The sequence below is a fragment of the Litoreibacter arenae DSM 19593 genome, assembly GCF_000442275.2.
Classification (GTDB): Bacteria; Pseudomonadota; Alphaproteobacteria; order Rhodobacterales; family Rhodobacteraceae; genus Litoreibacter; species Litoreibacter arenae.
Window position 1 is genome coordinate 770,052 of record NZ_KE557314.1, and the last position, 23,291, is coordinate 793,342.

General features: G+C 58.8%; 21 protein-coding genes. 12 read left to right on the forward strand and 9 right to left on the reverse strand.

Annotated features, from left to right (window positions below; genetic code table 11):
* Positions 1-90 precede the first annotated feature (90 nt).
* The 11 genes from THALAR_RS16105 (at position 91) to THALAR_RS16155 (ending at position 12,415) form a co-directional block, all read left to right on the forward strand.
* The gene (locus tag THALAR_RS16105) at positions 91-2,355 is read left to right on the forward strand and encodes an acyl-CoA dehydrogenase (protein WP_021102658.1); all 2,265 of its coding nucleotides are present in this window, start codon (positions 91-93) and stop codon (positions 2,353-2,355) included.
* A complete protein-coding gene (locus THALAR_RS16110) occupies positions 2,352-3,647 on the forward strand; it encodes an acetyl-CoA C-acetyltransferase (RefSeq protein WP_021102659.1) in 1,296 nt (431 codons plus the stop codon). The genes THALAR_RS16105 and THALAR_RS16110 overlap by 4 nt, the downstream gene beginning before the upstream one ends.
* Positions 3,644-5,716, forward strand: a complete 2,073-nt coding sequence (locus THALAR_RS16115; protein ID WP_021102660.1) for a 3-hydroxyacyl-CoA dehydrogenase NAD-binding domain-containing protein — start codon at positions 3,644-3,646, stop codon at positions 5,714-5,716. Before THALAR_RS16110 ends, THALAR_RS16115 begins: the two co-directional genes overlap by 4 nt.
* The gene (locus tag THALAR_RS16120) at positions 5,709-7,568 is read left to right on the forward strand and encodes an acetyl-CoA hydrolase/transferase C-terminal domain-containing protein (protein WP_245622464.1); all 1,860 of its coding nucleotides are present in this window, start codon (positions 5,709-5,711) and stop codon (positions 7,566-7,568) included. Before THALAR_RS16115 ends, THALAR_RS16120 begins: the two co-directional genes overlap by 8 nt.
* 54 nt (positions 7,569-7,622) lie before the next feature.
* Positions 7,623-8,234: a ribonuclease D gene (locus THALAR_RS16125; protein ID WP_021102662.1), complete on the forward strand. Its 612-nt coding sequence runs from the start codon at positions 7,623-7,625 to the stop codon at positions 8,232-8,234.
* Positions 8,235-8,243: 9 nt separating this feature from the next.
* Positions 8,244-9,221, forward strand: coding sequence for a KpsF/GutQ family sugar-phosphate isomerase (locus THALAR_RS16130; protein WP_021102663.1), 978 nt, complete (start codon positions 8,244-8,246; stop codon positions 9,219-9,221).
* A 3-nt stretch (positions 9,222-9,224) separates the two neighbouring features.
* Entirely contained in the window at positions 9,225-9,824 is a 600-nt protein-coding gene (gene lptC / locus THALAR_RS16135; protein WP_021102664.1) for an LPS export ABC transporter periplasmic protein LptC, read from the forward strand.
* A 57-nt stretch (positions 9,825-9,881) separates the two neighbouring features.
* On the forward strand, positions 9,882-10,343 hold the full coding sequence (gene lptA / locus THALAR_RS16140) for a lipopolysaccharide transport periplasmic protein LptA (RefSeq protein WP_245622465.1): 462 nt from the start codon (positions 9,882-9,884) through the stop codon (positions 10,341-10,343).
* Entirely contained in the window at positions 10,344-11,105 is a 762-nt protein-coding gene (gene lptB / locus THALAR_RS16145) for an LPS export ABC transporter ATP-binding protein (protein ID WP_021102666.1), read from the forward strand.
* 237 nt (positions 11,106-11,342) lie between these two features.
* Positions 11,343-11,915, forward strand: coding sequence for a ribosome hibernation-promoting factor, HPF/YfiA family (hpf, locus tag THALAR_RS16150; protein ID WP_021102667.1), 573 nt, complete (start codon positions 11,343-11,345; stop codon positions 11,913-11,915).
* Between the two features lie 35 nt (positions 11,916-11,950).
* Entirely contained in the window at positions 11,951-12,415 is a 465-nt protein-coding gene (locus THALAR_RS16155) for a PTS sugar transporter subunit IIA (protein ID WP_021102668.1), read from the forward strand.
* Here the strand turns inward: THALAR_RS16155 and THALAR_RS16160 are convergent.
* The 8 genes from THALAR_RS16160 to cysQ form a co-directional block, all read right to left on the reverse strand.
* Positions 12,412-13,842, reverse strand: a complete 1,431-nt coding sequence (locus tag THALAR_RS16160) for a hypothetical protein (protein WP_021102669.1) — start codon at positions 13,840-13,842, stop codon at positions 12,412-12,414. The genes THALAR_RS16155 and THALAR_RS16160 overlap by 4 nt on opposite strands.
* A gap of 3 nt (positions 13,843-13,845) precedes the next feature.
* Entirely contained in the window at positions 13,846-15,540 is a 1,695-nt protein-coding gene (locus tag THALAR_RS16165; RefSeq protein WP_021102670.1) for a DUF5927 domain-containing protein, read from the reverse strand.
* On the reverse strand, positions 15,537-16,547 hold the full coding sequence (locus THALAR_RS16170; RefSeq protein WP_040819438.1) for a glycosyltransferase family 2 protein: 1,011 nt from the start codon (positions 16,545-16,547) through the stop codon (positions 15,537-15,539). Before THALAR_RS16170 ends, THALAR_RS16165 begins: the two co-directional genes overlap by 4 nt.
* 147 nt (positions 16,548-16,694) lie before the next feature.
* Positions 16,695-17,549 carry a glycosyltransferase family 2 protein gene (locus tag THALAR_RS16175; protein ID WP_245622466.1) on the reverse strand — a complete coding sequence of 285 codons (855 nt, stop codon included), beginning with the start codon at positions 17,547-17,549 and terminating at the stop codon, positions 16,695-16,697.
* A gap of 184 nt (positions 17,550-17,733) precedes the next feature.
* On the reverse strand, positions 17,734-18,717 hold the full coding sequence (galE, locus tag THALAR_RS16180; protein ID WP_021102673.1) for a UDP-glucose 4-epimerase GalE: 984 nt from the start codon (positions 18,715-18,717) through the stop codon (positions 17,734-17,736).
* A gap of 15 nt (positions 18,718-18,732) precedes the next feature.
* Complete coding sequence (gene galU / locus THALAR_RS16185; protein ID WP_021102674.1) at positions 18,733-19,626, reverse strand: UTP--glucose-1-phosphate uridylyltransferase GalU; 894 nt, start codon at positions 19,624-19,626, stop codon at positions 18,733-18,735.
* Positions 19,627-20,053: 427 nt separating this feature from the next.
* Positions 20,054-20,854 carry a 3-deoxy-manno-octulosonate cytidylyltransferase gene (locus THALAR_RS16190; protein ID WP_021102675.1) on the reverse strand — a complete coding sequence of 267 codons (801 nt, stop codon included), beginning with the start codon at positions 20,852-20,854 and terminating at the stop codon, positions 20,054-20,056.
* Positions 20,854-21,636, reverse strand: a complete 783-nt coding sequence (cysQ, locus tag THALAR_RS16195; protein WP_040819443.1) for a 3'(2'),5'-bisphosphate nucleotidase CysQ — start codon at positions 21,634-21,636, stop codon at positions 20,854-20,856. The genes THALAR_RS16190 and cysQ overlap by 1 nt, the downstream gene beginning before the upstream one ends.
* 142 nt (positions 21,637-21,778) lie before the next feature.
* Here cysQ and THALAR_RS16200 point away from each other — a divergent pair, with 142 nt between their 5' ends.
* Positions 21,779-22,600, forward strand: a complete 822-nt coding sequence (locus THALAR_RS16200) for an ABC transporter permease (RefSeq protein WP_021102677.1) — start codon at positions 21,779-21,781, stop codon at positions 22,598-22,600.
* On the opposite strand, the gene THALAR_RS16205 is transcribed toward THALAR_RS16200, so the two are convergent.
* Positions 22,597-23,223, reverse strand: a complete 627-nt coding sequence (locus THALAR_RS16205; RefSeq protein WP_040819069.1) for an alpha-ketoglutarate-dependent dioxygenase AlkB family protein — start codon at positions 23,221-23,223, stop codon at positions 22,597-22,599. The genes THALAR_RS16200 and THALAR_RS16205 overlap by 4 nt on opposite strands.
* Positions 23,224-23,291 lie beyond the last annotated feature (68 nt).

A 23,291-nucleotide genomic window follows, 5' to 3' on the forward strand; every position in this document is an offset into this window, starting at 1 on the left:
GCTCATACCGGCTTTGAAGCTGGTCGCCGTGCGGTCAATTTCCGGAACCAAAAAGCACCAAGCGGCGTTGGTCTTACGGAGGAAGCCATCATGACCAGTTTTCGCGCAAGAATACTCACCAAGCCAATTCACAAATGGGCGAAGGGCGTGTTGCCCGCGCTGTCCCAAACCGAAAGCGAGGCGCTGACCGCCGGCGAAGTCTGGTGGGAGGCGGAGTTGTTTTCCGGCAATCCTGATTGGTCCAAACTGCATGACGTGAAAGCCCCGAAGCTCAGCGACGAGGAACAGGCGTTCTTCGACGGACCGTGCCAGGAGCTGTGCGGCATGATCGACGACTGGAAGATCAACCACGAGGACGGCGACCTGCCGCCGGAGGTCTGGCAGTTCCTGCGCGACAACAAGTTCTTCGGCATGATCATCCCCAAGTCGCATGGCGGGCTGGAATTCTCGGCCTTTGCCCATTCGGAAATCGTGCGCTTCATCTCCACTCGCTCCGTCGCTGCCGCCGTGACGGTCATGGTGCCGAACTCCTTGGGGCCGGGCGAATTGCTGCACCAGTTCGGCACGGACGAGCAAAAGGACTACTGGCTTCCGCGTCTGACAGATGGTCGCGAACTTCCTGCCTTCGGGCTGACCAGCGCCGAGGCCGGATCAGACGCCTCTGCCATGGTAGATGAAGGCGTGATCTGCAAAGGGCAATGGGACGGCGAGGAGGTGCTTGGCATCCGCCTGAACTGGGCCAAGCGCTACATCACGTTGTCACCGGTCTGCACGGTGCTTGGTCTGGCATTCAAGCTGCGTGACCCAGACGGCTTGCTGGGAGACACCGAAGATATCGGGATCACCTGTGCGCTTGTCCCCACCGATCTGGAAGGCGTTGATATCGGGCGTCGTCACCTGCCGTCCTCGACCATGTTCATGAACGGACCGACCACCGGCAAGGACGTGTTCATCCCCATCGACAACATTATTGGCGGCCCGGATTACGCGGGTAAAGGCTGGATGATGCTGATGTCCGCGCTGGCTGCTGGTCGCGGAATTTCTCTGCCCTCGATGGGCTGCGCCGCCATCGCCCTGTCCGCGCATACAACGGGGGCTTACGCGCGCATTCGCCAGCAATTCAATCTGCCCATCGGCAAATTTGGCGGTGTCCAGGCGCGTCTGGGCCGATTGGCCGCCGATGCCTACGCCATGGACGCCGCGCGGCACCTGACCTGCGCGGGCCTTGACGAAGGGCGGGCTCTATCCGTGATCTCGGCGATCATGAAAGCTCACGCGACTTACCGCATGCGTGAGGCTTTGAACGACGCGATGGACGTGCATTCGGGCAAGGCGGTTATCGACGGGCCGTCGAATTACCTGCTCCCGCTATATCGCGCCGTCCCCATCGGCATCACGGTGGAGGGCGCCAATATCGTCACCCGTAGCCTGATTATCTTTGGCCAAGGGTCCATCCGTGCGCACCCGCATATGCTCGACAACATGCTGGCGCTTCAGGAAGATGACCCGCAAACCTCACTGGAAAAGTTTGACAAAAGCTTCTGGGCGCATGTCGGACATACGACGAAAACGCTGTTCCGCGCATGGGGCCGCGCCCTGACCGGCGGGCGGTTCGCTCCGGCACCCGACGCAGGGAAGGCCACGCCGATCTATCGACAGCTATCGCGCTGGTCCGCTGCCTACGCGCTCACCGCCGACTTCGCTTTCCTGACCTTGGGTGGTGCGCTCAAGCGGAAAGAGATGATTTCGGGCCGCATGGGCGACATCCTGTCGGAGATGTATATCCTCTCCGCCGCGCTCAAACGCTGGGAGGACGAGGGACGGCAAGAAGCCGACCTGCCGGTGCTGCAATACGCTGCCGCAGATGCGTTCCAGCGCATCCAGACCGCCTTGGACGAGGTCATTGTGAACCTGCCCGCACGCTGGGCTGCTTGGGTGCTCCGTTTCCTGACCTGGCCCGGTGCCACGGCGCGTGGCCCCGACGACAGGTTGGTCGCCGAATGCAGCGACCTGATCTACGAGCCTTCCGCCACCCGCGACCGGATTACGGGTCGTATACACGAAGGCTGCAACCGTGACGGCGTCAAGGTGCTGAACGAGTGTTATGTCAAGGTCACCGAAATGGCCCCCGTGATGAAGCGCCTGCGCGACGCCAAGCGAACACCACAGGAAGCGTTGGAAGCCGGACTGTTGAGTGACGCGGAAATGGCGGAAATCGAAGAGATGAACAAGCTGGTTTCCCGCGTGGTCGCCGTGGACGAGTTCACGCCGGAGGAGTTGTCCCGTTACTTCAAGGACCACAGCGTCAAAGAGGCGGGCGCTTATCCCGCCACGCCGAAGGAGGCCGCAGAATGAATAACAAAGGTCAGCGCGTATTTCTTGTCGACGGGGCCCGCACCCCGTTTCTAAAGGCCAGGACCGGGCCCGGCCCGTTCACTCCGGTTGATCTGGCGGTTCAAGCGGGAAGGCCGTTGCTGGCACGTCAACCGTTCTCCAGCGAGGCCATTGATCTGGTTATCCTTGGCTGCGTCAATGTGATCGCCGACGAAATGAACCCTGCCCGCGTCGCTGCCCTGCGCCTCGGCCTGCCGGAGCGCACGGTGGCCTTCACAGTCCAGATCAACTGCGGCTCGGGCATGCAAAGCATCGACACCGCCTACCGCTACATCCGCGATGGCAGTCACCAGATGATCCTTGCGGGCGGCGCGGAGGCTTTAAGCCATGCGCCGCTGACGCTGCGCTCCTCCGCCGTTGAATGGTTCGGACGCATGAACGCGGCCAAAGGTCCGTTGGATCAAGCGAAAGCCATGGCGGGTATAAAGCCGGAGTTCTTCAAGCCCGTTGTCGGACTGGAACGCGGCCTCACTGACCCCATCACGACCCTGTCCATGGGCCAGACGGCCGAAGTTCTGGCACATCATTTCAACATCGACCGTAAAGCAGCGGACACCTACGCCATGCAAAGCCACCACCGCTTAGCTGCGGCGCAAGAGGACGGAACACTGGCTGACGAGGTCATGCCCGCCTTCGACCGCGACGGAACTGTTTACGACCACGACGACGGGGTGCGGCCCGACAGTGACATGGAGGGGCTCGCCAAGCCCAAACCCGTGTTCGAGCCGCCCTATGGCAAGGTGACCGCGGGCAACTCCAGCCAGATCACAGATGGCGCAAGCTGGTGCATCCTCGCCTCTGAGCAGGCGGTGGAGGCCCACGGGCTGGAGCCACTGGCCGAGATCAAGGACAGCGAGTGGGCGGGGCTGGACCCGTCGATCATGGGGCTAGGGCCGGTGATGTCCGCGACACCGATCATTCAACGCCATGGGTTTGATGTCGGCGATATCGACCTATGGGAGTTGAACGAGGCCTTCGCTGCGCAGGTGCTGTCCTGCCTTGCCGCGTGGAACGACGCCGAGTTCTGCCGCGAGGTTCTTGGCTTTGATGATGCTTTCGGGCGCATCGACCGAGACCGGCTCAACGTGGATGGCGGGGCCATATCGCTGGGCCACCCTGTCGGCACCAGCGGCAACCGCATCTTGCTGCACCTTGCCAACGCCATGAAAAAACGCGGCGCGAAACGTGGCATCGCGACGGAGTGCATCGGCGGTGGACTGGGCGGAGCGATGTTGTTGGAGGCGGTACAATGACCGGACATGTTTTGGAATTCCTTGGCGAAACAAAGCTGGAATTGGGCGCCGCCGCCGATCACGGCGACAATTGGCGCACCGGCCGCGATGCAGACGGCATCTTGTGGCTGGTGCTCGACAAGAAGGACAGCAGTGTCAACACGATCTCGGAAGACGTCATCCGCGAGTTGGAGACCCATGTGAAGGCCGCCGAAGAGGACATGCCAAAGGCGGTTGTCATCCGTTCGGCCAAGGAAGCGGGCTTTGCTGCCGGGGCGGACATCACGAGCTTTGATGCCATGTCGGACGAAGGCGCGGTTGACCTGCTGAAGCAGGGCCATGAGGTGCTGGACCGGATCGAGGCGCTACCCTGTCCGACCATCTGCATCGTCCATGGCGCGGCACTTGGTGCGGGATTTGAACTGGCACTGGCCTGCGACTACCGCATCGCGACGCCAGGTGCCTCGTTCGGGTTTCCAGAGGTTCAGTTGGGCCTGCATCCGGGCCTTGGCGGCACTTTCCGCCTGCCTGCGCTGATTGATCCGACTGAGGCCATGACCATGATGTTGACCGGCAAGACCGCGCATACCAAACGCGCGAAGTCGCTGGGTATTGCGGACAAGGTCGTCGAGGAACGCCACGTCGCCGCCGCGGTAGACGCCGCAGCGGACGGCAAAATCGACCAGCATGAACAGGGCCTGAAAGCCCGTGCGCTGGGATTCGAGCAGGCCCGTAGTTTTGCAGCTCGTCAGATGCGCAGCCAGACCAAAAAGAAAGCTCCGAAGGAACACTACCCTGCGCCCTACGCTCTGATCGACCTGTGGGAGGAATACGGCGACGACCGCAAGGAAATGCAGCGCGGCGAAATCGAGAGTTTCGCCAAGCTGCTGAAGACCGACACCTCCAAAAACCTGCGACGCGTCTTTTTCCTGCGTCAGAAGTTGAAGGATGCCGGACGGGGGGAGGATGACATATCTCATGTGCACGTTATTGGAGCGGGCGCCATGGGTGCCGAAATCGCGGCGATGTCGGCGATCAAAGGAAAACGCGTGACCTTGGGCGACGTGGACACCGATCCGCTGGGCCGCGCGGTGAAGCAGGCCGTGGAGATTTGTAAGGACAAGCATCTGAGCGGCATCGAGACCCGCGACGCCTTGGACCGACTCATGCCTGATCCGAAGGGGTACGGGATCAGCCGCGCCGACCTGATTATTGAGGCAGCCCCCGAGCGGATGGAACTGAAGGAAAAGATCTATGCCGACCTGAAAGGCAAGATGAAGTCCGGCGCGATCCTTGCGTCAAATACTTCCAGCCTGTCGGTGGATAAACTGGCCTCCCACGCGCCCTCCAAGTCGCGCTTTGCCGGGCTTCACTTCTTCAACCCCGTCTCGAAGGTCGATCTGGTCGAGGTGGTGCAGGGCGACGCAACCAGCGACAAGACCGCGAAACGCCTCGCCGCGTTTTGCGGCCAGATCGGGAAGCTGCCCGCAAAGGTCGGGGACTATCCAGGCTTCGTCGTCAATCGTGCGCTGACCCCGTATCTGATGGAGGCGATGGTTTTGATGGATGAAGGCGTCCCGAAAGAGGTGATCGACACCGCCGCCCTGCGCTTCGGGATGCCGATGGGGCCAGTCACGCTGGCCGATCAGGTTGGCTTGGACATCGGGCTGCATGTCGCGGAATCCCTGCGCGACAATCTGGAAAAGCCCATGGCTGACATCTCCCAAACGCTGCGCGACAAGGTCGAAGCTGGCGATCTGGGCAAGAAAACCGGCGATGGCTTCTACGTATGGTCCGACGGAACACCGCATCCGGATAGCGATCGGGAGGCGCCCGACGACTTGACCGACCGGCTTATCCTGCCGATGCTGGACGCCTGTGTGGAGGTGCTGCGCCTTGGCGTGGCTGAAAGTGAGGATCAGGTGGACGGAGCAATGATATTCGCGACGGGCTGGGCACCGTTTCGTGGTGGTCCGATGCACTATGCGCGTGCCCGCGGCGTTCAGGAAATCGTGGAAAAACTGAAAGAGCTTGAGAAAGCCCACGGGCCACGTTTCACCCCTGATGAGGGCTGGCAAACTCTTGGCTAGTACGCCCGAGCAGTTCGATGACGCGGACGCGATGGCGCAGGCCATCTTTCGCCAGACCGGCGGCGAGGTGCGATTGGCTCTGCCCTTGGGTTTGGGCAAACCCGTCACACTGGTCAACGCGCTGACGCGGGCGGCTGTCGCCGATCCCGCACTTAAACTGTCGATCTTCACCGCGCTCACCTTGCAACGCCCACAATCCGAGTCTGACATCGAGAAGCGGTTTCTGGAACCAGCGATGGACCGGTTGTTCGGGGCCTACCCGTCATTGCTTTACGCTAACATGATCCACGGCCATGGGCTGCCAGACAATATCAAGGTGTCGGAGTTCTTCTTTCAGGCGGGCACCTGGCTTGGCAACAAATACGCCCAGCGGCACTACATCTCGGCCAATTACACACATGCCCGCGACGTGCTGATTGCGCAAAAACCCAATGTGCTGTCGCAACTGGTAGCGCAGGACGGTGAGCGGTTCAGCCTTTCGTGCAATACCGACATTTCCGCTGACCTGTTCACCGCACGCCGCGCGCGCCGGATGGACTTCATCGCGGTCGGTGAGGTTAACAATGCGTTACCGTTCATGGAGGGTGCGGACGCCGTGGTGGGCGCGGACGAGTTCCAGATGATGCTGACGCCGCCTGAACAGTTCGACCTGTTCTCGGCGGTGCGCAGACCCGTATCTGACGCCCAGCACGCTATCGGGCTGCATGTCTCGCGCTTGGTCAAAGATGGCGGCACCTTGCAGATCGGCATAGGTGCGATCGGCGACGCGGTGGCGAATGCGCTGCTGCTCCGTGACCGCTCCGCACTGGGGCCGGTATGGGAATCCGCCCCGTTCCCGATGAAGGGCGACGGAGTCGCGCCCTTCGAGACCGGCCTATACGGCGTCACCGAAATGCTTGTCGGCGGGTTGCTTGCGCTGTTCGAAGGGGGTGTCATCCGCCGCGAGGTAGACGGCGCGGCGATCCACGCCGGCTTCTTCGTCGAGGCGCGGGATATGTATCAGAAGCTGCGCGATATGGACCCTGCCAAACGCGCGAAAATCGCGATGAAGCCGGTGAGCTATACCAACCAGCTTTACGGCGACGAAGATGCCAAACGAGCCGCCCGCATTCATGCGCGCTTCGTCAACGGCGCGATGCAGGTTAGCTTGCTGGGCGACGCCATGTCGGATTCCGCGAAGCCCGGACAGGTTGTCAGCGGGGTCGGCGGTCAGGTGAACTTCGTCGAACAGGCGCTGACTTTGAAAGACGGGCGGGTCATCCTGACGCTGCCCGCAACCCGAACCAGCGGCGGCAAGGTCACGTCGAACATCGTCTGGCAGTTGGCCGTCACCACGGTGCCGCGACACATGCGCGATATCGTGGTGACGGAATACGGCACCGCAGACCTGCGCGGGCAGACAGACGAAGAGGTCATCAAACGCCTGATCGCCATCGCGGACAGCCGGTTTCAAGAAGGGCTTTTGCAAACCGCGAAAGACGCGGGCAAGGTCTCACCGGACGCCGAAGTGCCGCAGGACCGCCGTAACAATACGCCAGACGCACTTGCAACCTGGCTCGCGCCCTATCGCGACACGCTGCTGCCGGACTTTCCGCTGGGCACCGATTTCGACGCCATCGAGCAAGTGCTGCTACCCGCCCTGTCGCTGCTTGGTGATGCTTCGGGCAGCAAACGCGAGCTGATGGCGCTGATCTGGACCTCTCTAGTCTTGGATAAGCACCCACAGGAAGCAGAAGCTATGAGCCGCATGGGCTTTGATGAAAAACCCAGCCTGACAGAAGCGCCCCAAGCACGTGCTTTGCGTGGCGCATTGCGGCAGGTTGCGAAGGACCGCGCTGCGCCCAGTTGTTGAATATCAATCACAAAGCGCCTATTGCGCAAAGGAAACCTGAAAGGAGCCTCTCGCGTGGCGAATTTTCTGCATCAGGGCGACTTGCCTGACGACCTTGACCTTGGCGACGTGGTTGCCATCGACTGCGAAACCATGGGCCTGAACCCGCATCGCGACCGGCTTTGCGTCGTGCAGCTATCCGGCGGGGACGGCAACGCGCATCTTGTGCAGGTCGGGATCGGCCAGACCGAGGCACCGAACCTTTGCCGCCTGCTCGAAGACCCGAACGTGCTAAAGCTGTTCCACTTCGGACGTTTCGATATCGCCGCGATGTATAACGCGTTCGGGGCGCTGACCGCGCCGGTCTATTGCACCAAGATCGCCTCCAAGCTGGTGCGGACCTATACGGATCGGCACGGGTTGAAGAACCTGTTGCAGGAATTGTTGAACATTGACGTGTCCAAGCAGCAGCAATCCAGCGACTGGGGCGCGCCGGAGTTGACAAAGGCGCAGCACGACTACGCCGCCTCCGATGTTTTGCACCTGCACGAGCTAAGATCGGAGCTGAACCGGATGCTGGAACGCGAAGGCCGGATGGAGTTGGCGCAAAGCTGTTTCGACTTCCTGCCGACCCGTGCGCGGCTGGATTTGGCCGGGTGGCCTGAAATCGACATCTTCGCGCACTAGATAGAGCAGATGGACAACCAAACCTCATCCGACACGTTTCTGAAAATCGGCCGCCGCGTCATCACCCGCGAAGCCGCGGCGCTTGAGCTGCTGGCCGACAGCCTGAACGAAAATTTCGCTCAGGCGGTCAACGTTTTGCTGGGCGCAACAGGGCGGGTCATCGTCTGCGGCATGGGCAAATCCGGCCATGTCGCCCGCAAGATCGCAGCGACCTTGGCATCCACTGGCACGCCTGCGTATTTCGTCCACCCCGCCGAGGCCAGCCATGGCGATCTTGGCATGATGGCGCAAGGGGATGTGGCGCTGATCCTGTCCAACTCCGGCGAGACACCGGAACTTGCGGACGTGATCGCCTACACCCGCCGTTTCAGCATTCCGATGATCGGCGTCGCCGGCCGCGCGGGCAGCACCTTGCTCAAGCAAAGCGACGTCGCCCTGCTCTTGCCGAAAGCAGAGGAAGCCTGTGACACCGGCGTGGTGCCCACAACCTCGACCACGATGACGCTGGCCTTGGGCGACGCACTGGCCATTGCCCTGATGGAGCACCGAAAGTTCACGCCGGAAAACTTCCGCGAATTCCACCCCGGCGGCAAGCTGGGCGCGCGCCTGTCGAAGGTGTCCGACCTGATGCATTCCGGCGCGGAGCTTCCCGTCATTGCCATGGACACGCCGATGTCAGAGGGGCTCATCACGATCAGTCAGAAAGGCTTCGGCGTGGTCGGGGTTACTAACGACGAAGGCCATCTTGCGGGCATCATCACGGATGGTGACTTGCGGCGTCACATGAACGGGCTGCTCGATATGAGTGCTGCCGAAGTGATGACGGCAAACCCGAAGACGATTGCACCGGACGCACTTGCCGAGCAGGCGGTGGCGATCATGAATGACCGCAAGATCACCTGTCTGTTCGTGACCGAGGCGGGCAACGGCGGCACCCCGCTTGGCATCTTGCATATCCATGACTGCCTTCGCGCCGGCGTCGCGTGAGCTATGCCAAGCAAGGACAACAGATATTCGCGCTTCGTCCAATGGGCGAAGATCATCTTTCCCTTGGTCGCGCTTGGGCTGTTGTCGACCATGTTCCTGTTTTCGCGAAACCTTGACCCCTCGGAAGCGATCCCGTTTGCCGAGATAGACGTAGAGAAAATCGCGCGTGAGCAGCAGCTGACGGCCCCCCGCTTTTCAGGCACGACCGACGATGGCTCTGCCATCACCGTGGAGGCCAAGAGCGCTGTTCCGGACCTGACCGACCTGCGCCGCCTGACAATCAACACGGTGGTGGCTCGAATCCACTCCCTTGACGGGCCATCCTACGGGGTAGTGGCCGACACCGCATTTTATGACGGTGTTGCCAACAAGTTGGAAATGAAAGGCGGCGTGCGTCTGTCCACGTCGACCGGTTACCGGATCGAGACGGAAGAGTTGGTGACCGACCTAGCGGCGACGGGGCTTTCCGCACCCGGCGCGGTTTCCGGGCGTGCACCGGCGGGCAGGCTGGAGGCAGGCTCGATGGTGCTGACGAGTGACGGCGATACACAGGTTCTTGTTTTCAAGAACGGCGTTAAGCTGGTATACGATCCGAAAGAGTAGAGGGTAATCATGACGGTCATTTCACGAATTGCTGCCGCAGCAGCTTTTGCCCTGCTCATGATATCCGGAACGGCTTTTGCGCAAGGTGCGTCGGTCGCATTTGGCGGGCTGAAACACGATGCCTCGCTTCCGGTTGAGATCACGGCGGACGAGCTGAACGTGGATCAAGCGACAGGGAGCGCGGTGTTCACCGGCAATGTCGTCGCGGGCCAGGGCGAAATGCGCCTGAGCGCAGGCCGCGTTCAAGTCCAGTATGCAACGGAAAACGGACAGGTCACGGGCCGGATTGATAAACTGATCGCAACCGGCGGAGTGACCCTCGTGAATGGCGGCGAAGCTGCGGAGGCCCAGAAGGCCGTATACTCCGTCAGCGGGGCAGATATCGTCATGACCGGCGATGTAATCCTGACGCAGGGCGCAAATGCGCTTTCCGGCGAAAAACTGACCGTCGATCTGACATCCGGCAGTGGCCGCATGGAAGGGCGCGTGCGGACGATTTTCCAGACTGGCGGCAACTGAATGGCCGCTTCGCCCGATCTTAGTGTGCAAGACGGCTCGTCCGGGCTCAAGGTCATCGGGCTGCGCAAGAACTACAAGCGCCGCCCCGTGATCCGCGACGTTTCACTGGATCTGGCCCGTGGCGAGGTCGTGGCACTGCTTGGCCCGAACGGGTCCGGCAAGACCACGTGCTTCTACTCCATCGCCGGACTGGTGACGCCGGAGGCCGGGACCGTCACCATAGACGGGCGCGACGTGACGCTGTTGCCGATGTATAGACGCGCCAAGTTGGGCATCGGATATTTGCCACAGGAGATGTCGATCTTCCGCGGTCTGAGCGTCGAGGACAACATTCTGGCGATTCTGGAGATCGCCGAGCGGGATCGCACCAAGCGCCGCGAGCGGCTGGAAGAGTTGCTTAACGAATTCTCCATCGGCCACCTGCGCCGCGCGCCTGCCCTGTCGCTGTCGGGCGGGGAGCGCAGACGGGCGGAAATCGCTCGCTGTCTGGCCGCCGACCCGAAATACCTGCTACTGGATGAGCCTTTTGCAGGCGTCGACCCCATCGCTGTCGGAGAGATTCGCGGTTTGGTTGCCGATTTGAAAAAGCGCGGAATCGGCGTTCTGATCACCGACCATAACGTGCGTGAAACGCTTGAAATTGTGGACCGCGCCTACATCCTTCATGACGGCCATGTCCTGATGAGCGGCACCACCGACGAAGTGGTCAAGGACGAAAACGTGCGCCGCGTTTATCTGGGCCAGAATTTCCGCATCAACTGACTGTATCCGGCATGAAAACGCTGGGTTCTCAATCTCTCTAGTTGACAGCGACCCCCTGCTCGTCGCCAAATAGGGGTGATGAGTATTCGGCAGCCCCAGGCGTTGGTCTTGCCACGAACAGACCTCCAGATCGGCACGTCCCGCACCCTCGGGCGCTACAAAGCACTCAATCAAAATCCGGCCTTAACAATAAGTTACCGGGCCGGTAGTTCCCACCTCAATACTTAAGGAGACGCCATGCGGTACCAGATTACGGGCAAGCAAATTGACATTGGTGAAGCGCTTCAGACTCACGTCAGAACGGAGCTTGGCGAGATCCTTGCAAAGTATGCAGGTCGGCCGACCAACGCCACGGTAGTCTTCTCGAAAAACGCCCACGAGTTTGTATGTGAAGCGATCGTTCACCTTAGCACCGGCCTGACGACGCAGGCACGCGGGCATGCGACGGAAATCTACGCGGCCTTCGATCAATGCGGCGAGAAGATGGACAAACAGTTGCGCCGCTACAAGCGCCGTTTGAAGGACCACCACAAGGAGCGTTCACAACCAGTTGAACTCTCGGGTGCATCCTCTTATATCCTTGCCGCAAGCGGGGACTCGGAAGAGTTGGAGCCCGATAATCTGCAACCCATCATCGTTGCGGAGATGGAGACAAACATTCCTGCGCTATCGGTCGGGGAAGCCGTGATGCAAATGGAAATTGCCGGAGCGCCTGTGCTGGTCTTCCGCAACGAAGGTAATAAGAACGTCAACGTCGTGTATCAGCGCGAGGATGGCAATATAGGCTGGATTGACCCCGCAAGCAGCTAAATGGGCCGTAACAGGCCACGTTCAGAGAGCAGGCCATGCATATCTCGGAAATCCTGACACAGTCCGCTGTGAAAACAGTTTCGTCTGTAAGCAGCAAGAAACGGCTCTTTCACGAGATTGCCGAGATAGCGCATACCGCTCACGGCATCCCCGTCGATTTGGCGCTGGAAGCGCTGCTTGAACGCGAATCCCTTGGCCCAACTGGTGTGGGCCATGGGGTTGCTCTGCCTCATGCACGGGTCAAAGACCTTGATCGCGTGGTCGCCGTCTTCCTGCGGGTGGAAAAGCCGCTGGACTTCGATTCCGCCGACCGTCAGCCTGTTGATCTGTTCTTCGCGCTATTCGCGCCGGAGTCCGCAGGCGTCAATCACCTGAAGGCCCTTGCCTTGGCATCAAGAACGATGCGCAATGATGACGTTTGCACCAAGCTCCGCGCCAATACCAAACCAGCGTCCTTGCACGCTATATTGACCGAGGCCGAAGAGTCGAAGGCGGCCTAACTCTCACCCCAGCGCCCAAATCCGAAGTTGATGTAATCCTTGCGGTAAGCGGCCATTGCCAGCTTTTCCAGTTCATCGTCGTAGATCTCGGCAAGGCTAAATGGCCCGGTTTCTGGCTCGAGCTCAACCTCCCCGGCCTGTAACCCCAACGACGACGCAAGCGTTTCCAGCCCCCCCGATATCTCATCTTCGCGCAGGATCGTATCCGGCAAAACGACCGCCGCTGCGCCTTGCAGGAGGGCTGACTGCGTGGCCCAGACGGCGTCAATCCTGATGCTGGTCTGCCCGGCCAAGTTGCCTTTCACGAATTTCAGGAAATTGGCAAAGGCCGCACGGTGTTCAATTTTGGTGTAGTCAGCCAGATCGCCTTGGTTTGGCACCGCGACACCGTATTTGTTGCGCATCACTTTGCGGGGATCGGCGAAGTTGTCGTCGCGTTTGGGAACGATGTATTCGCAGAAAACCCGATGCGCACGATCCAGCGGGTGGCGGATCACTGTAAAGCTGCGATGCCCCGGATTGCCACGTTTCCATTGACGCAGGGACTTTTGCGAGAGGTTGGTCGACAGGTCTGCGACCCCCACTTGATCCAGCGAGGCGAGCCATTCCAGCACCGACACCTTCGGGGCAGCAGCAACGGGAATAAACAGAAGCGGCGCGTGTGCGGCCAGATAAAAGCCCGGCACACCCGGGCCACGGCGAGGCTCGAAGTTTGGCGTGTTCGACAGAGCGAAATGATCAATGCTGGCAAGGTCTTTGACCATCTGGTCGTAATTCGTGACCTTGTCTTCCAACTCGCTGGGGTTTTGCTTTTTGACAGAGTTCGGCGTGGCGTTGATCTGTTCGGCCGACCCGATAAACCGCGCCATGCCGTTGAGCACGTCGACATCACCGATATCTTCATAGGCAACGTAGAAACCAGTTTGGCCAGAGATCTGCATGCCTTTTAGGAGTTCCAGCTGGAAAGCCTGTTTTGCCGCCAGATGGGCCAAGAACTCCTCGCGGTCAAAGCTGATCGTGGCAGAGCGTCGCTGCTTCATGTCCGACAGCTTCCACTGTCCCGTCTGGGCGGCGATTTTTAGCGAGACGTAGCTGTCCAACGGGTTACGTGTCAGGATGATTTTTGCGCATTTAGGGTCTTCGAGCACATGCGCCATCACGCGTGGATCATGATCGTTAAAGAAGCGAAAGCCCGGCAAGCCGTCGGTGTTCTCTTTCATACGCTCAATCAACGACAGGGGGGATAATTCGCGCTGCGCCAGATCGACGCCAAAAAGCGCGTCCTTGTTGTGATGTCCGACGAAGTGGGGATTGTAGGCCTCGCCATAGCAGTGAATGTCGGCAAATTCGTTCAGGCTGGCCTCAAGAAAATTGGACCCGGTGCGCATTTCCGCAAAGACGACAAAATACTCGAAGCGGCTGTTCATGGTCTATTTCACCAGACGTGGGCGGCTGCCCTTGGGTTTCTCGGACGTGTCTTCGATCACCGGGAAATCACCCATCAAATGCGGGCTCATGCCTTGGTTCTTCAGGTTCTGCAAAAACTGCCCGAACCCGCTGAGGTCGGCCATCATCGGCACCTCTGTCAACCGACGCTGCCCGATACCGCCGATCTCATCAAGAATGGTTTGCAGGTTTTCCATCGGGTTCTCAATAAACTCCGCCAAGCTCCATATCCGCACCCGCGCCTTGGTCTTGCCCATGCGAAGCAGATCCAAATGCGCAGCCTCTATGCGCTGAAGCTGTGCGGCCACTTTACGCAGGTCTGCGAAGTTCTGGTTGGAATGGAACAGCGGAATTGCCCATGCGCCGGAAATCACCGAAATATGCGCGTTCCGGTCAGTCGCCATGAACTCTGTGATTTTCTGGTCGTCGGCAGGGCCAAACTGAAAACACTGATGTTCGCCACGCGTGTTCCATATCAAGTTAGTCAAGAAAGCGCCGGGATTGTAGTCCCGCAGGACTGCGCTGTCAGAGATAGCGCCGTTATAAACCGAGTCTCCACCCGCGAAATAGACCCTATCCTTGGCGAACAGATTGCCATGGACACGGTTACCGGTGCGACGCGCGATCCAGGCCTCGAAGTCCGCGAATAGATCGGTAAAGCCCTCGAAGACCGAATAGCGGCCACTGGTCTTGCCATTTTCCCAACCTTCATTCGGAAACCTGCCCTGCATATAGAGACCCGCGCGACCGCGTGTACGCCGCTCCGTTGCGCGACCGAACAGGCGGTCAATCTTCAATGGATTGGGCTCGGCCATGGTCAAAGCGCGCGCTTCCGGCGCTAAGAAGTCACGGTAGAGACGTTCTGCCTTGGGCCAGATTTTTCGGGCTACAAAGCAATCTGATCGCCGGAGCAACTGTAGGTGGTCGTCATAGAAGACATGCGGTTTGCCCTGAAAGTCGAACTTCGACAACGTCAGGGACCGGCTTTCGATTTTGGTCGAATACAGCCGTGATAGGGTCTGAAAATAGCTCTCGTCGGGGATCCATACGCGCTTGAAGTATCGGTCAAACTCCTCGCGGCGCGGGTCTTGCAGGATGGCCGACAGCGTTCGCCGCGTCAGGCACCACCACTGCGAGCCCAGATGCGGTGTCAATCCGTCGGGAATCCGCCGTGTCAGTTTTAGCCGCCTTTGGAGATCGACATAACGGTCGAACAAGCGACGCTGCTTTTTCCACGAGAACGGAAAGCGCAGGGTGAAGCGTTCCTGATCCAGCCCGCCGACAGTCCAGTCCACCTCGTCAGTGGTCACGGATTCGATGAAGTCGGTCCGGGGGCGTTTATCGAGATAGGTTTGCAGCTCCTGAATCGGACGCAATGGCATGCAGGAGCCGCTGGCAAGGTAAACATGACCCACCTCCGGGAAGCTGTCGAGCATGAGCTCGCAAGCGGACTGCGTGGCGGCGACAATTGACCAGTTACCCCACTCACAAGCATGGCGCTCGGAGAACCTGACATTGCCCAGATCGTTTAACTTTCCTTTGAAATACTCGAAGGTCGGCCCGTCGACACGCTTGTCGACATGGATCACCACAGGCTTTCCGTGCTCGGCCCAATGCCGTGCCACTTGGGCGGCGCGGTCCAGCGCTTCATGGACCAGCATGACAAACCCGACACTCATGCCCAGTTCCCTTTGGACATCAGGCCCAGAATCTCGAGTTGCCGCCAGTTGATGTATTTCTCCGACCACTTGCACCAAAGGTCAGGATCCTCGGAGAGACCGCTGTGATAAGCCTTGTATTCGTGGCTGTTGGCAAAGTGCTCGTTACGCTTCAACTCTTCAGAGGACTTTTGCTCAATCGTCGATAGAAATTTGGCGTGCAAAAGGCAACCCGAGGTCTTTTCCCCGCCCAGCTGATCGTACACCAAGTTCAAACCACGCGGCAGCAGCATATGGGTCGAACTGACATAGGCATAACGTCGATCCCATTTCACCAGCGGGATTTTATTTAGTGCCGGAGCCCTTTTGGGGTCTTCGGCAAAGAAGTGCCGGGCACGTGGGCCGCCTTGTATCCAAAGATTCCAGTAGTAGTTGTTGCGCTCGATCATGTAATTGCCACTGTCGAACCAGCCCGCAATTTTCAAAGGATCTTCGCCCTCGCAATAGACGGCGCTGCTGATCGGGCCTTTCGGATACATGTCCAACATAATGCTGCCAAAGGACCGAACAGATGACGCATCCAGCCAATCCGTTAACGCCTTGATCGACCGGGTATCGCAATATGGGTAAACCAGAAACTCGTCAGCATCGACGGTCAGGCACCAATGCCCATGCCCAAACCGGCGCTGCAACCATTGCAGCCAATCAACCCCATACCGCGACCGCTTATAACTGTGCTCTGTATAGAATACTGATACGTCGGCCTGAGCTTGCAGGTATTCCGAAGTCCCGTCGTCCGAACCGTTATCGACAAAGAAGAAGTGACTGATCCCCATTTCACGATAGTATTTGATGAAATATGGAAGACGCGCCCTTTCGTTTCTCAGAGTGCAAAACAGCAAGACATCACCCGAGGTGATCTGGTCCATGCGTGAGGCAACGGGTTTCAGTTCCCGTCGCTTGCGAAGCGCACGGAGTCGGTAGCGCAAACGCTCCCGGCGTAAACTGTGTTTCTCAAACACCCTCAATTTCACCACTCGTTGCTTAGCTTTTGGTCGAGGTAACGGGCATTTATGCCAGCATTGGTTGTAACCTCTATGATGAGCCAATGTGCCCTAAATATGGAGTATTGTCTCTAAAAGCGACTATTCAAGGAATTTGTTACAATCCTGTGGCTACCAATCTCCAGCCAAAATGAGGCCGAGGTCTTCCAGCTGCTTGGGCCCCTCGTATTCTACGGACTCCGGGTGCCACAACACCGGGTTTTCTGTCAGCGCATCATAGTATTGGTCGAAGTCAGCACTGTTTGAAAAGTGCTCTTTGCGGTGCTTCTCTTCAGCAGATTTGGTAACGACCGTGTTCAAGAACTTGGTGTGCAGCAAGACCCCGGAGGGCATTAGCCGACCTTCCATGTCGATATAGGCCGCGTTCAAGTCGCGCGGCAGCATGGAATGGGTAGAGTTCACATACGCAAAACTGCGCTGCCATTTTACCAGCGGAATTTTATTGAGAGTCGGCGATAGGCGTGGGGTCTTTTTGAAGAAGACACGCTCCCGGGCACCGCCCTGCACCCAAAGATTGCGCATCAATTCCTGACGTCGGGCACGGTAAGGCCCTGCGTCGAACCATCTGAGAGCGTCGAGCGGGTCTGCTCCTACCTGATAGGGCACATCCCCAACGGCAGAGTCCGGGTACAGATCCAGCATCAGCGCACCAAACATCCGGTATTTCGATTTTTCAAGCCATTTGGTCAATCGATTTAGATCGACGCTATCACTTCGCGCGTAGGTAAAAATTTCGTCAACATCAACCGTCAGACACCAATGCCCGACGCCAAAGCGCGCGAGCAGATGGTTAATCCAGTCAATGCCGAAGCGGGACTCCTTGTAACTTGCATTGGTACTCCACAGCGAGCAATCCGGCTGCGCCGACACGAGGTCAGCACTTCCATCGCTACTGCCATTATCTACGAAGACGAAATGCGCTACGCCGAGCCTGCGATAATGACCAAGAAAATGCGGCAGTCTCACACTTTCATTCCGCATCACGCAGAGCAGCAGGACATCATCCGGAGAAATAGATCCTGTGTTGTCGGTAATGCGGTTAAGCTGATGTCGGCTTCGATACGCGCGCCAAAGCAGCCGTCGCCTCTTCCACCTCATCCGGTAGGCCCACCAAACAGACCTCAACAGATCTTGCTTGGGTAGTGCCGCTTCAGCGCTCGTAATGTCCCGACTGGTGCCAACGCCATGCATCGGTAATCATCGCCTCCAGTGTTGACCGGTTAGGCTCCCAGCCCAGCTCCGACATTGCGCGGTCACTTCCTGACACCAGCTTGGTGCAATCGCCAGCGCGGCGCGGGCCTTCGGTGATCGGCACCTCTTTGTTGGTCACGGCGCGACTGTGGTCTATGACTTCGCGCACCGAAAAGCCGCTGCCTGTTCCAAGGTTGAAGACGCGGGGCTCATGACCGTCCAGCAGCCATTGAACACCTTTCACATGCGCCGAAACCAGATCCATCACATGCACGTAGTCGCGAATGCAGGTTCCATCCGGCGTGTCGTAATCCGTGCCGAACACCGTCAATGCATCCCGCTTGCCGTCAATCGCATCCAGCATGAGCGGGATCAGGTGCGTCTCTGGCTGGTGGAATTCCCCCACCTCCCCGTCAGGGTCGGCGCCTGCGACGTTGAAATAGCGAAAGATCACATGGCGCAGGCCGTGGCTCTGCTCGAAGTTTTGCAGGATGTCCTCGACCGCGCGTTTCGATGCCCCATAGGCGTTGATGGGCCGTTGAGGGCTTTCTTCTGTCAAAGTCACGCCATCCTGCTCGCCGTAGGTGGCGCAGGTCGACGAGAATACGAAATTCAGGCAATCTGCTTCGACCGCCGCTTCGATCAGGTTAAGCGAGCCACCCACATTGTTGCGCCAGTACAGGCCCGGATCGCTCATGGACTCGCCAACCTGACTGAGCGCGGCGAAGTGAACGACGGCGACAGGCTGATACTTGGCGAACACCTCGTCAAGTCGCGGGCGGTCCAGCAGGTCACCCTGCTCGAAAGGTCCGAATTTTACGGCGTCCTGCCAGCCGGTGCAGAGATTGTCGAAGGTAACAGGGGTGAAGCCGGCCTTGGCCAAGACCTTGCAGGCGTGCGAGCCGATATAGCCCGCCCCGCCAGTCACAAGCACGTGCGCCATAAAACGGTCCCTAGCTTACTGTGCCGCGTTCCGGACAGCGTGCATCTCTTCCAGATAGCTTGCAAGCTCGTCGCGTAGTTCTTCGCGGGCCAGACCGAATGCAACGGTCGCCTGCAAATACCCAGCTTTAGAGCCGCAATCGAAACGCTGGCCGCGGAAGCGGTAGCCATACACGTCACGGCCAGCGTCGATTTCCTGCGCGATCGCATCGGTCAGCTGGATTTCGCCACCAGCGCCCTGCTTGATCTGGTTCAGGTTGTTGAGAACCTTCGGCGTCAGAATATACCGACCGATAACCGCGAGGTTAGAAGGCGCGCTGTCCAGGCTTGGTTTCTCGACCATGCCTTGCACCGAAACCATGGAGCCCATGTCTTCCTTGATATCCAGCACACCGTAGGCAGATGCCTTTTCCGGCGGAACTTCCATCGCGGCAACCATGCAGCCGCCGGTCTCTTGGTAGGCTTCGACCATCTGTTGCAGGCAAGGCTTCTCTGCCGCAATGACGTCATCCGGCAGGATAACGGCAAACGGCTCGTTCCCGATCAAGCGGCGCGCGCACCAGACAGCGTGGCCCAGCCCCAGCGCCTTGTGTTGGCGGATGTAAGCGATGGCACCGCTGTCCATGTTGGTGTTTTTCAGCGTGGAAAGAAGCTCTTTCTTTCCCTTCTTGCGCAAGGCGTTCTCAAGCTCTGGCGCGTGGTCGAAATAGTCTTCAAGCGCACCTTTGCCGCGTGAGGTTACAAAGATGAACTCCTTGATCCCTGCCGCGCGCGCCTCGTCGATGGCGTATTGAATGAGCGGCCGGTCAACCAGCGTCATGATCTCTTTGGGGATGGACTTGGTTGCAGGAAGAAACCTGGTGCCCAAACCGGCAACGGGGAATACCGCCTTCGTGACCTTGCGCTTCATCTGACTTGCCTCATGTTTTTTCGCCATCTACTCAACAACGGGACGATTTACTACATATTGATAAACTAGTCTGTCAAAACTGTGGCGATTAGATCGCCTGGAGTTCGAATCCGGAACACCTCAAACTTCTAGCCTATCTATCGCGTCCTTTCCAGCAGCGCACGTTCCCGCTGCACGTGTGCAGACTGTCGATAACATGACTACAGCGGGTCCAAACGGGTAGACTTTCCAAAAATTCCCCCGTTTGGACCCAAAAGCCATCCGTATGAAACCATGTTCCTTGGAAGAACACTGTCGGACTGAGGGCGATGACTTCGCCGACGGCGAGCGCGACGCCGATGTTACGGGCTTTTGAGATATTCGGCTTTTACAAACCGCAGCTTTTAATCAGTCAACCGGTAAAAGCTCGGATAGCATCGTGTTGGCGTCATGGATGACCCATCTCCAGCAACATCGCCTCAAGACGCGGGACGTCTTCGGGGTTGTTCAACTCCCAGAACTGGCGACCGCGCGCTTCGACTTCGACGCACAGAACTTTGCGGCTGTTTTCCAGAAAGCGCAGCTGCTCAAGCCCTTCGAGCTTCTCCAGCGGGCCAACTGGCCACGACGCATAGGCGCGAAGCGCATCGGGGCGATACGCATAGACCCCGACATGGTGGAATACGGGGGTTTCGGCGTTGTTAGAGTATGTATTCGAGGTGAAGGGAATGACCTCTTTCGAAAAATACAGCGCGGACATGTCCTGTGCAAACACGGCCGTCGTACCACCTACCCGACCGTTTTTGCGGTCCTCCAGAAAGCCGTTCAAAGCCCTCCCGTCACACCGCAACACCGGAGTGGCACAGGCCGCATCGGGTGCGTTGCGAAGCCCTGCGATCAGATCTTCGACAAACCACGCAGGCGTCAACGGCGCATCGCCTTGCAGGTTCACCACGATCTCCGGCTCTTCCCCCAGCGCGGGCAGCGCATCGGCGCAACGCTCGGTTCCGTTGAAGCAATCGGAGGAGGTCATGACGACCTCTGCGCCAAACGCTTCCGACGCGGCTTTGATGCGGTCGTCATCTGTCGCCACGACAACCCTATCCACGCCTGTCACAGATTTCGCAGCATTCCACGACCGCTCGATCAGGCTTTTGGCTTTGCCGGTCGCCCCTCTTAGCGCAACCAAGGGTTTCCCGGGATAGCGGGTCGAAGCGTAGCGGGCGGGTATGACGATTGTGACCGACATCAGGCGGACTTCAGCTCAACGCCCGGGGCGTAGGCGATGAAAAACGGGTTCTCGTAGATGGGCTTGCCATAGGTCAGGTGTGTGTGGTCATCGAACCTGACCACCGCGCCACCGGCCCCGTTCAGCACGGCATGACCTGCGGCGGTGTCCCACTCCATCGTGCGGCCAAGACGGGGGTAGAGATCCGCCTCCCCCGCAGCCACAAGGCAGAACTTCAAAGAAGAGCCGGCACCGGTCATATCCGCTGTCTTGTATTTCGAGATATAGTCGTCCGTCGCCTGATCCCGATGCGACTTCGAGGCGACCACGATCAATGCATCGTTGTCAGGCGTTTTGACCTTCAGGGGCTTTGTTAGACCCTGTTTGTCGTGATCGAACGGCCCCTCCTCCTCAACAGTATTTCCATCCGCGTCAGTGTAGAACATGCGCCCCTTGGCGGGCGCGTAGACCACGCCGCGAACCGGCGTGCCATTTTCGACATAAGCAATGTTCACGGTGAAGTCGCCACGCCTCTTGATGAATTCTTTAGTTCCATCCAGCGGGTCGACGATCAGGAAGTTCGCGGCGCTTTCACTATGGGTGTCGGCCTGCTCTTCGGTGACCAGCAACACGTCCGGAAAGGCTTCGCGCAGCCCGGCTGAAATCAGCGCGTCCGCAGCTTCATCCGCTGCCGTCACCGGGCTTTCGTCGGATTTGGCACGCACATCGAAATCGTCAGCGTCGTAGATTTCCATGATCTTATCGCCTGCGTCCAAGGCCAGCTTGCGGAAAACCGCCGTCATTTTGATGTAATCCAAAACCGAGTTCCTGCCGAATAGTTGATTTAACTTGTCGCTGTTCTTATGCTCTGTCGATAACGGATCGGCAAGTTTTCTGGCGTTGAAAGACGGGGCGCCGACCGTAGCCAAAGCAGGTTAGTCAAGAATGTTCAGAACCGCCGAGCGCAATACGCATTTTCGGTCAGCCATCGGGCTGGCTGATTTGATCTATGTCGGCACGGTCCGTCACATCCGCAAATCGCATCGAAATGCGATTGTCGGGCTGGCGATGAACATGATGACCACGGTTATCATGGTTGCCGCATTTTACCTGATGTTCTCGATCCTTGGCCTGCGCGGAAGCGCCATTCGCGGCGACTTCATCCTTTACCTGCTGTCCGGCATCTTCCTGTTTCTAACGCACACAAAGGCCGTTGGTGCGATCATGGGGTCGGAGGGTCCCACCTCCGCCATGATGAAACACGCGCCGATGAACACCGCGATTGCAATCGCATCGTCTGCCTTGTCCGCGCTCTACATCCAGACGCTGTCCGCCGCGCTGATTCTGTTCATGGTGCACGTCGCCTGGCATCCGGTCGTTATTGACCAACCGATTGGCACCATCGGCATGTTCTTGCTGTCATGGTTTTCTGGCGTTGCGGTTGGCATGGTCTTCCTTGCCATCAAGCCGTGGTTTCCCGGCTTTGCGTCCATCGCGTCGACGGTCTACAGCCGCGCCAATATGGTTGCGTCCGGCAAGATGTTTGTTGCCAACAGCATGCCATCGGCCATGCTGGCTTTTTTCGACTGGAACCCGCTGTTTCACTGCATTGATCAGGCCCGCGGTTTCACGTTCATCAACTACAACCCGCATTTCAGCTCTATAAGCTACCCGCTGATCGTGTCGGTCACACTGATAATGATCGGACTGATGGGCGAGTTCAAAGCACGCAAGCATGCCTCCATCAGCTGGAGCGCGGCGCGCTAGGTCACCACACGCAACGTCAGATTGATCCGGCCACCATTTGGCAGCAGCATACTGGTGCCTGCCTTGATCCTGTCGACGCCGTGATACGTCAACCGCGCGTCACCGCCCATCACGACAACGTCGCCAGAGCGCAGCCAGACGCTTTCAGTTTTTCCGCCGCGTGTCAGGTTTCCAATCCGGAACAGTGCGTCGTCGCCCAATGAGACCGAAACCACGGGCCACGAAAAATCTGCCTCGTCGCGGTCCTGATGCAGGCCCATGCGCGCATCCTTGTCGTAGAAATTGATCAGGCAGCAATCCGGCAACCTGTCCGCGGGGCCAACCGCCCGCCAAATATCCAGCACCGGGTCAGGTATCGCAGGCCATGGCATTCCTCGCGGATGCGTGGCCTCGTATCTGTAGCCCTTGGCGTCCGAGACCCAGCCAAGCCGCCCCGCCGAGGTCATTCTCACCGACATTTCCTTACCGCGACTGGTTGTCGGCGCAAACAGAGGTGCAGCGGCCGCAACGCTCCTCACGTCGCCGAGCAATGCGGACTGATGTGCATCGTCTAAAAAGCCTTCGAAAATTTGGAACCCACGGACCACTAAATCTGGTGTCCGGCGCGGCGGATTATCATTCATCTTCGCATCTCCGGTCCTTTATCCCACGTTTCTCACGTTTTTGAGAGATTCAGTCCGCACTGCGCCTT

What these genes read in the sequence shown, in the direction of transcription:
- THALAR_RS16105 (WP_021102658.1), top strand. Translation starts at nt 91, where the DNA reads ATGACCAGTTTTCGCGCAAGAATACTCACCAAGCCAATTCACAAATGG.
- THALAR_RS16110 (WP_021102659.1), top strand. Translation starts at nt 2,352, where the DNA reads ATGAATAACAAAGGTCAGCGCGTATTTCTTGTCGACGGGGCCCGCACC.
- THALAR_RS16115 (WP_021102660.1), top strand. Translation starts at nt 3,644, where the DNA reads ATGACCGGACATGTTTTGGAATTCCTTGGCGAAACAAAGCTGGAATTG.
- THALAR_RS16130 (WP_021102663.1), top strand. Translation starts at nt 8,244, where the DNA reads ATGGACAACCAAACCTCATCCGACACGTTTCTGAAAATCGGCCGCCGC.
- lptC (WP_021102664.1), top strand. Translation starts at nt 9,225, where the DNA reads ATGCCAAGCAAGGACAACAGATATTCGCGCTTCGTCCAATGGGCGAAG.
- lptA (WP_245622465.1), top strand. Translation starts at nt 9,882, where the DNA reads ATGATATCCGGAACGGCTTTTGCGCAAGGTGCGTCGGTCGCATTTGGC.
- lptB (WP_021102666.1), top strand. Translation starts at nt 10,344, where the DNA reads ATGGCCGCTTCGCCCGATCTTAGTGTGCAAGACGGCTCGTCCGGGCTC.
- hpf (WP_021102667.1), top strand. Translation starts at nt 11,343, where the DNA reads ATGCGGTACCAGATTACGGGCAAGCAAATTGACATTGGTGAAGCGCTT.
- THALAR_RS16155 (WP_021102668.1), top strand. Translation starts at nt 11,951, where the DNA reads ATGCATATCTCGGAAATCCTGACACAGTCCGCTGTGAAAACAGTTTCG.
- THALAR_RS16160 (WP_021102669.1), bottom strand. Translation starts at nt 13,842, where the DNA reads ATGAACAGCCGCTTCGAGTATTTTGTCGTCTTTGCGGAAATGCGCACC.
- THALAR_RS16165 (WP_021102670.1), bottom strand. Translation starts at nt 15,540, where the DNA reads ATGAGTGTCGGGTTTGTCATGCTGGTCCATGAAGCGCTGGACCGCGCC.
- galE (WP_021102673.1), bottom strand. Translation starts at nt 18,717, where the DNA reads ATGGCGCACGTGCTTGTGACTGGCGGGGCGGGCTATATCGGCTCGCAC.
- galU (WP_021102674.1), bottom strand. Translation starts at nt 19,626, where the DNA reads ATGAAGCGCAAGGTCACGAAGGCGGTATTCCCCGTTGCCGGTTTGGGC.
- THALAR_RS16190 (WP_021102675.1), bottom strand. Translation starts at nt 20,854, where the DNA reads ATGTCGGTCACAATCGTCATACCCGCCCGCTACGCTTCGACCCGCTAT.
- cysQ (WP_040819443.1), bottom strand. Translation starts at nt 21,636, where the DNA reads ATGACGGCGGTTTTCCGCAAGCTGGCCTTGGACGCAGGCGATAAGATC.
- THALAR_RS16200 (WP_021102677.1), top strand. Translation starts at nt 21,779, where the DNA reads ATGTTCAGAACCGCCGAGCGCAATACGCATTTTCGGTCAGCCATCGGG.
- THALAR_RS16205 (WP_040819069.1), bottom strand. Translation starts at nt 23,223, where the DNA reads ATGAATGATAATCCGCCGCGCCGGACACCAGATTTAGTGGTCCGTGGG.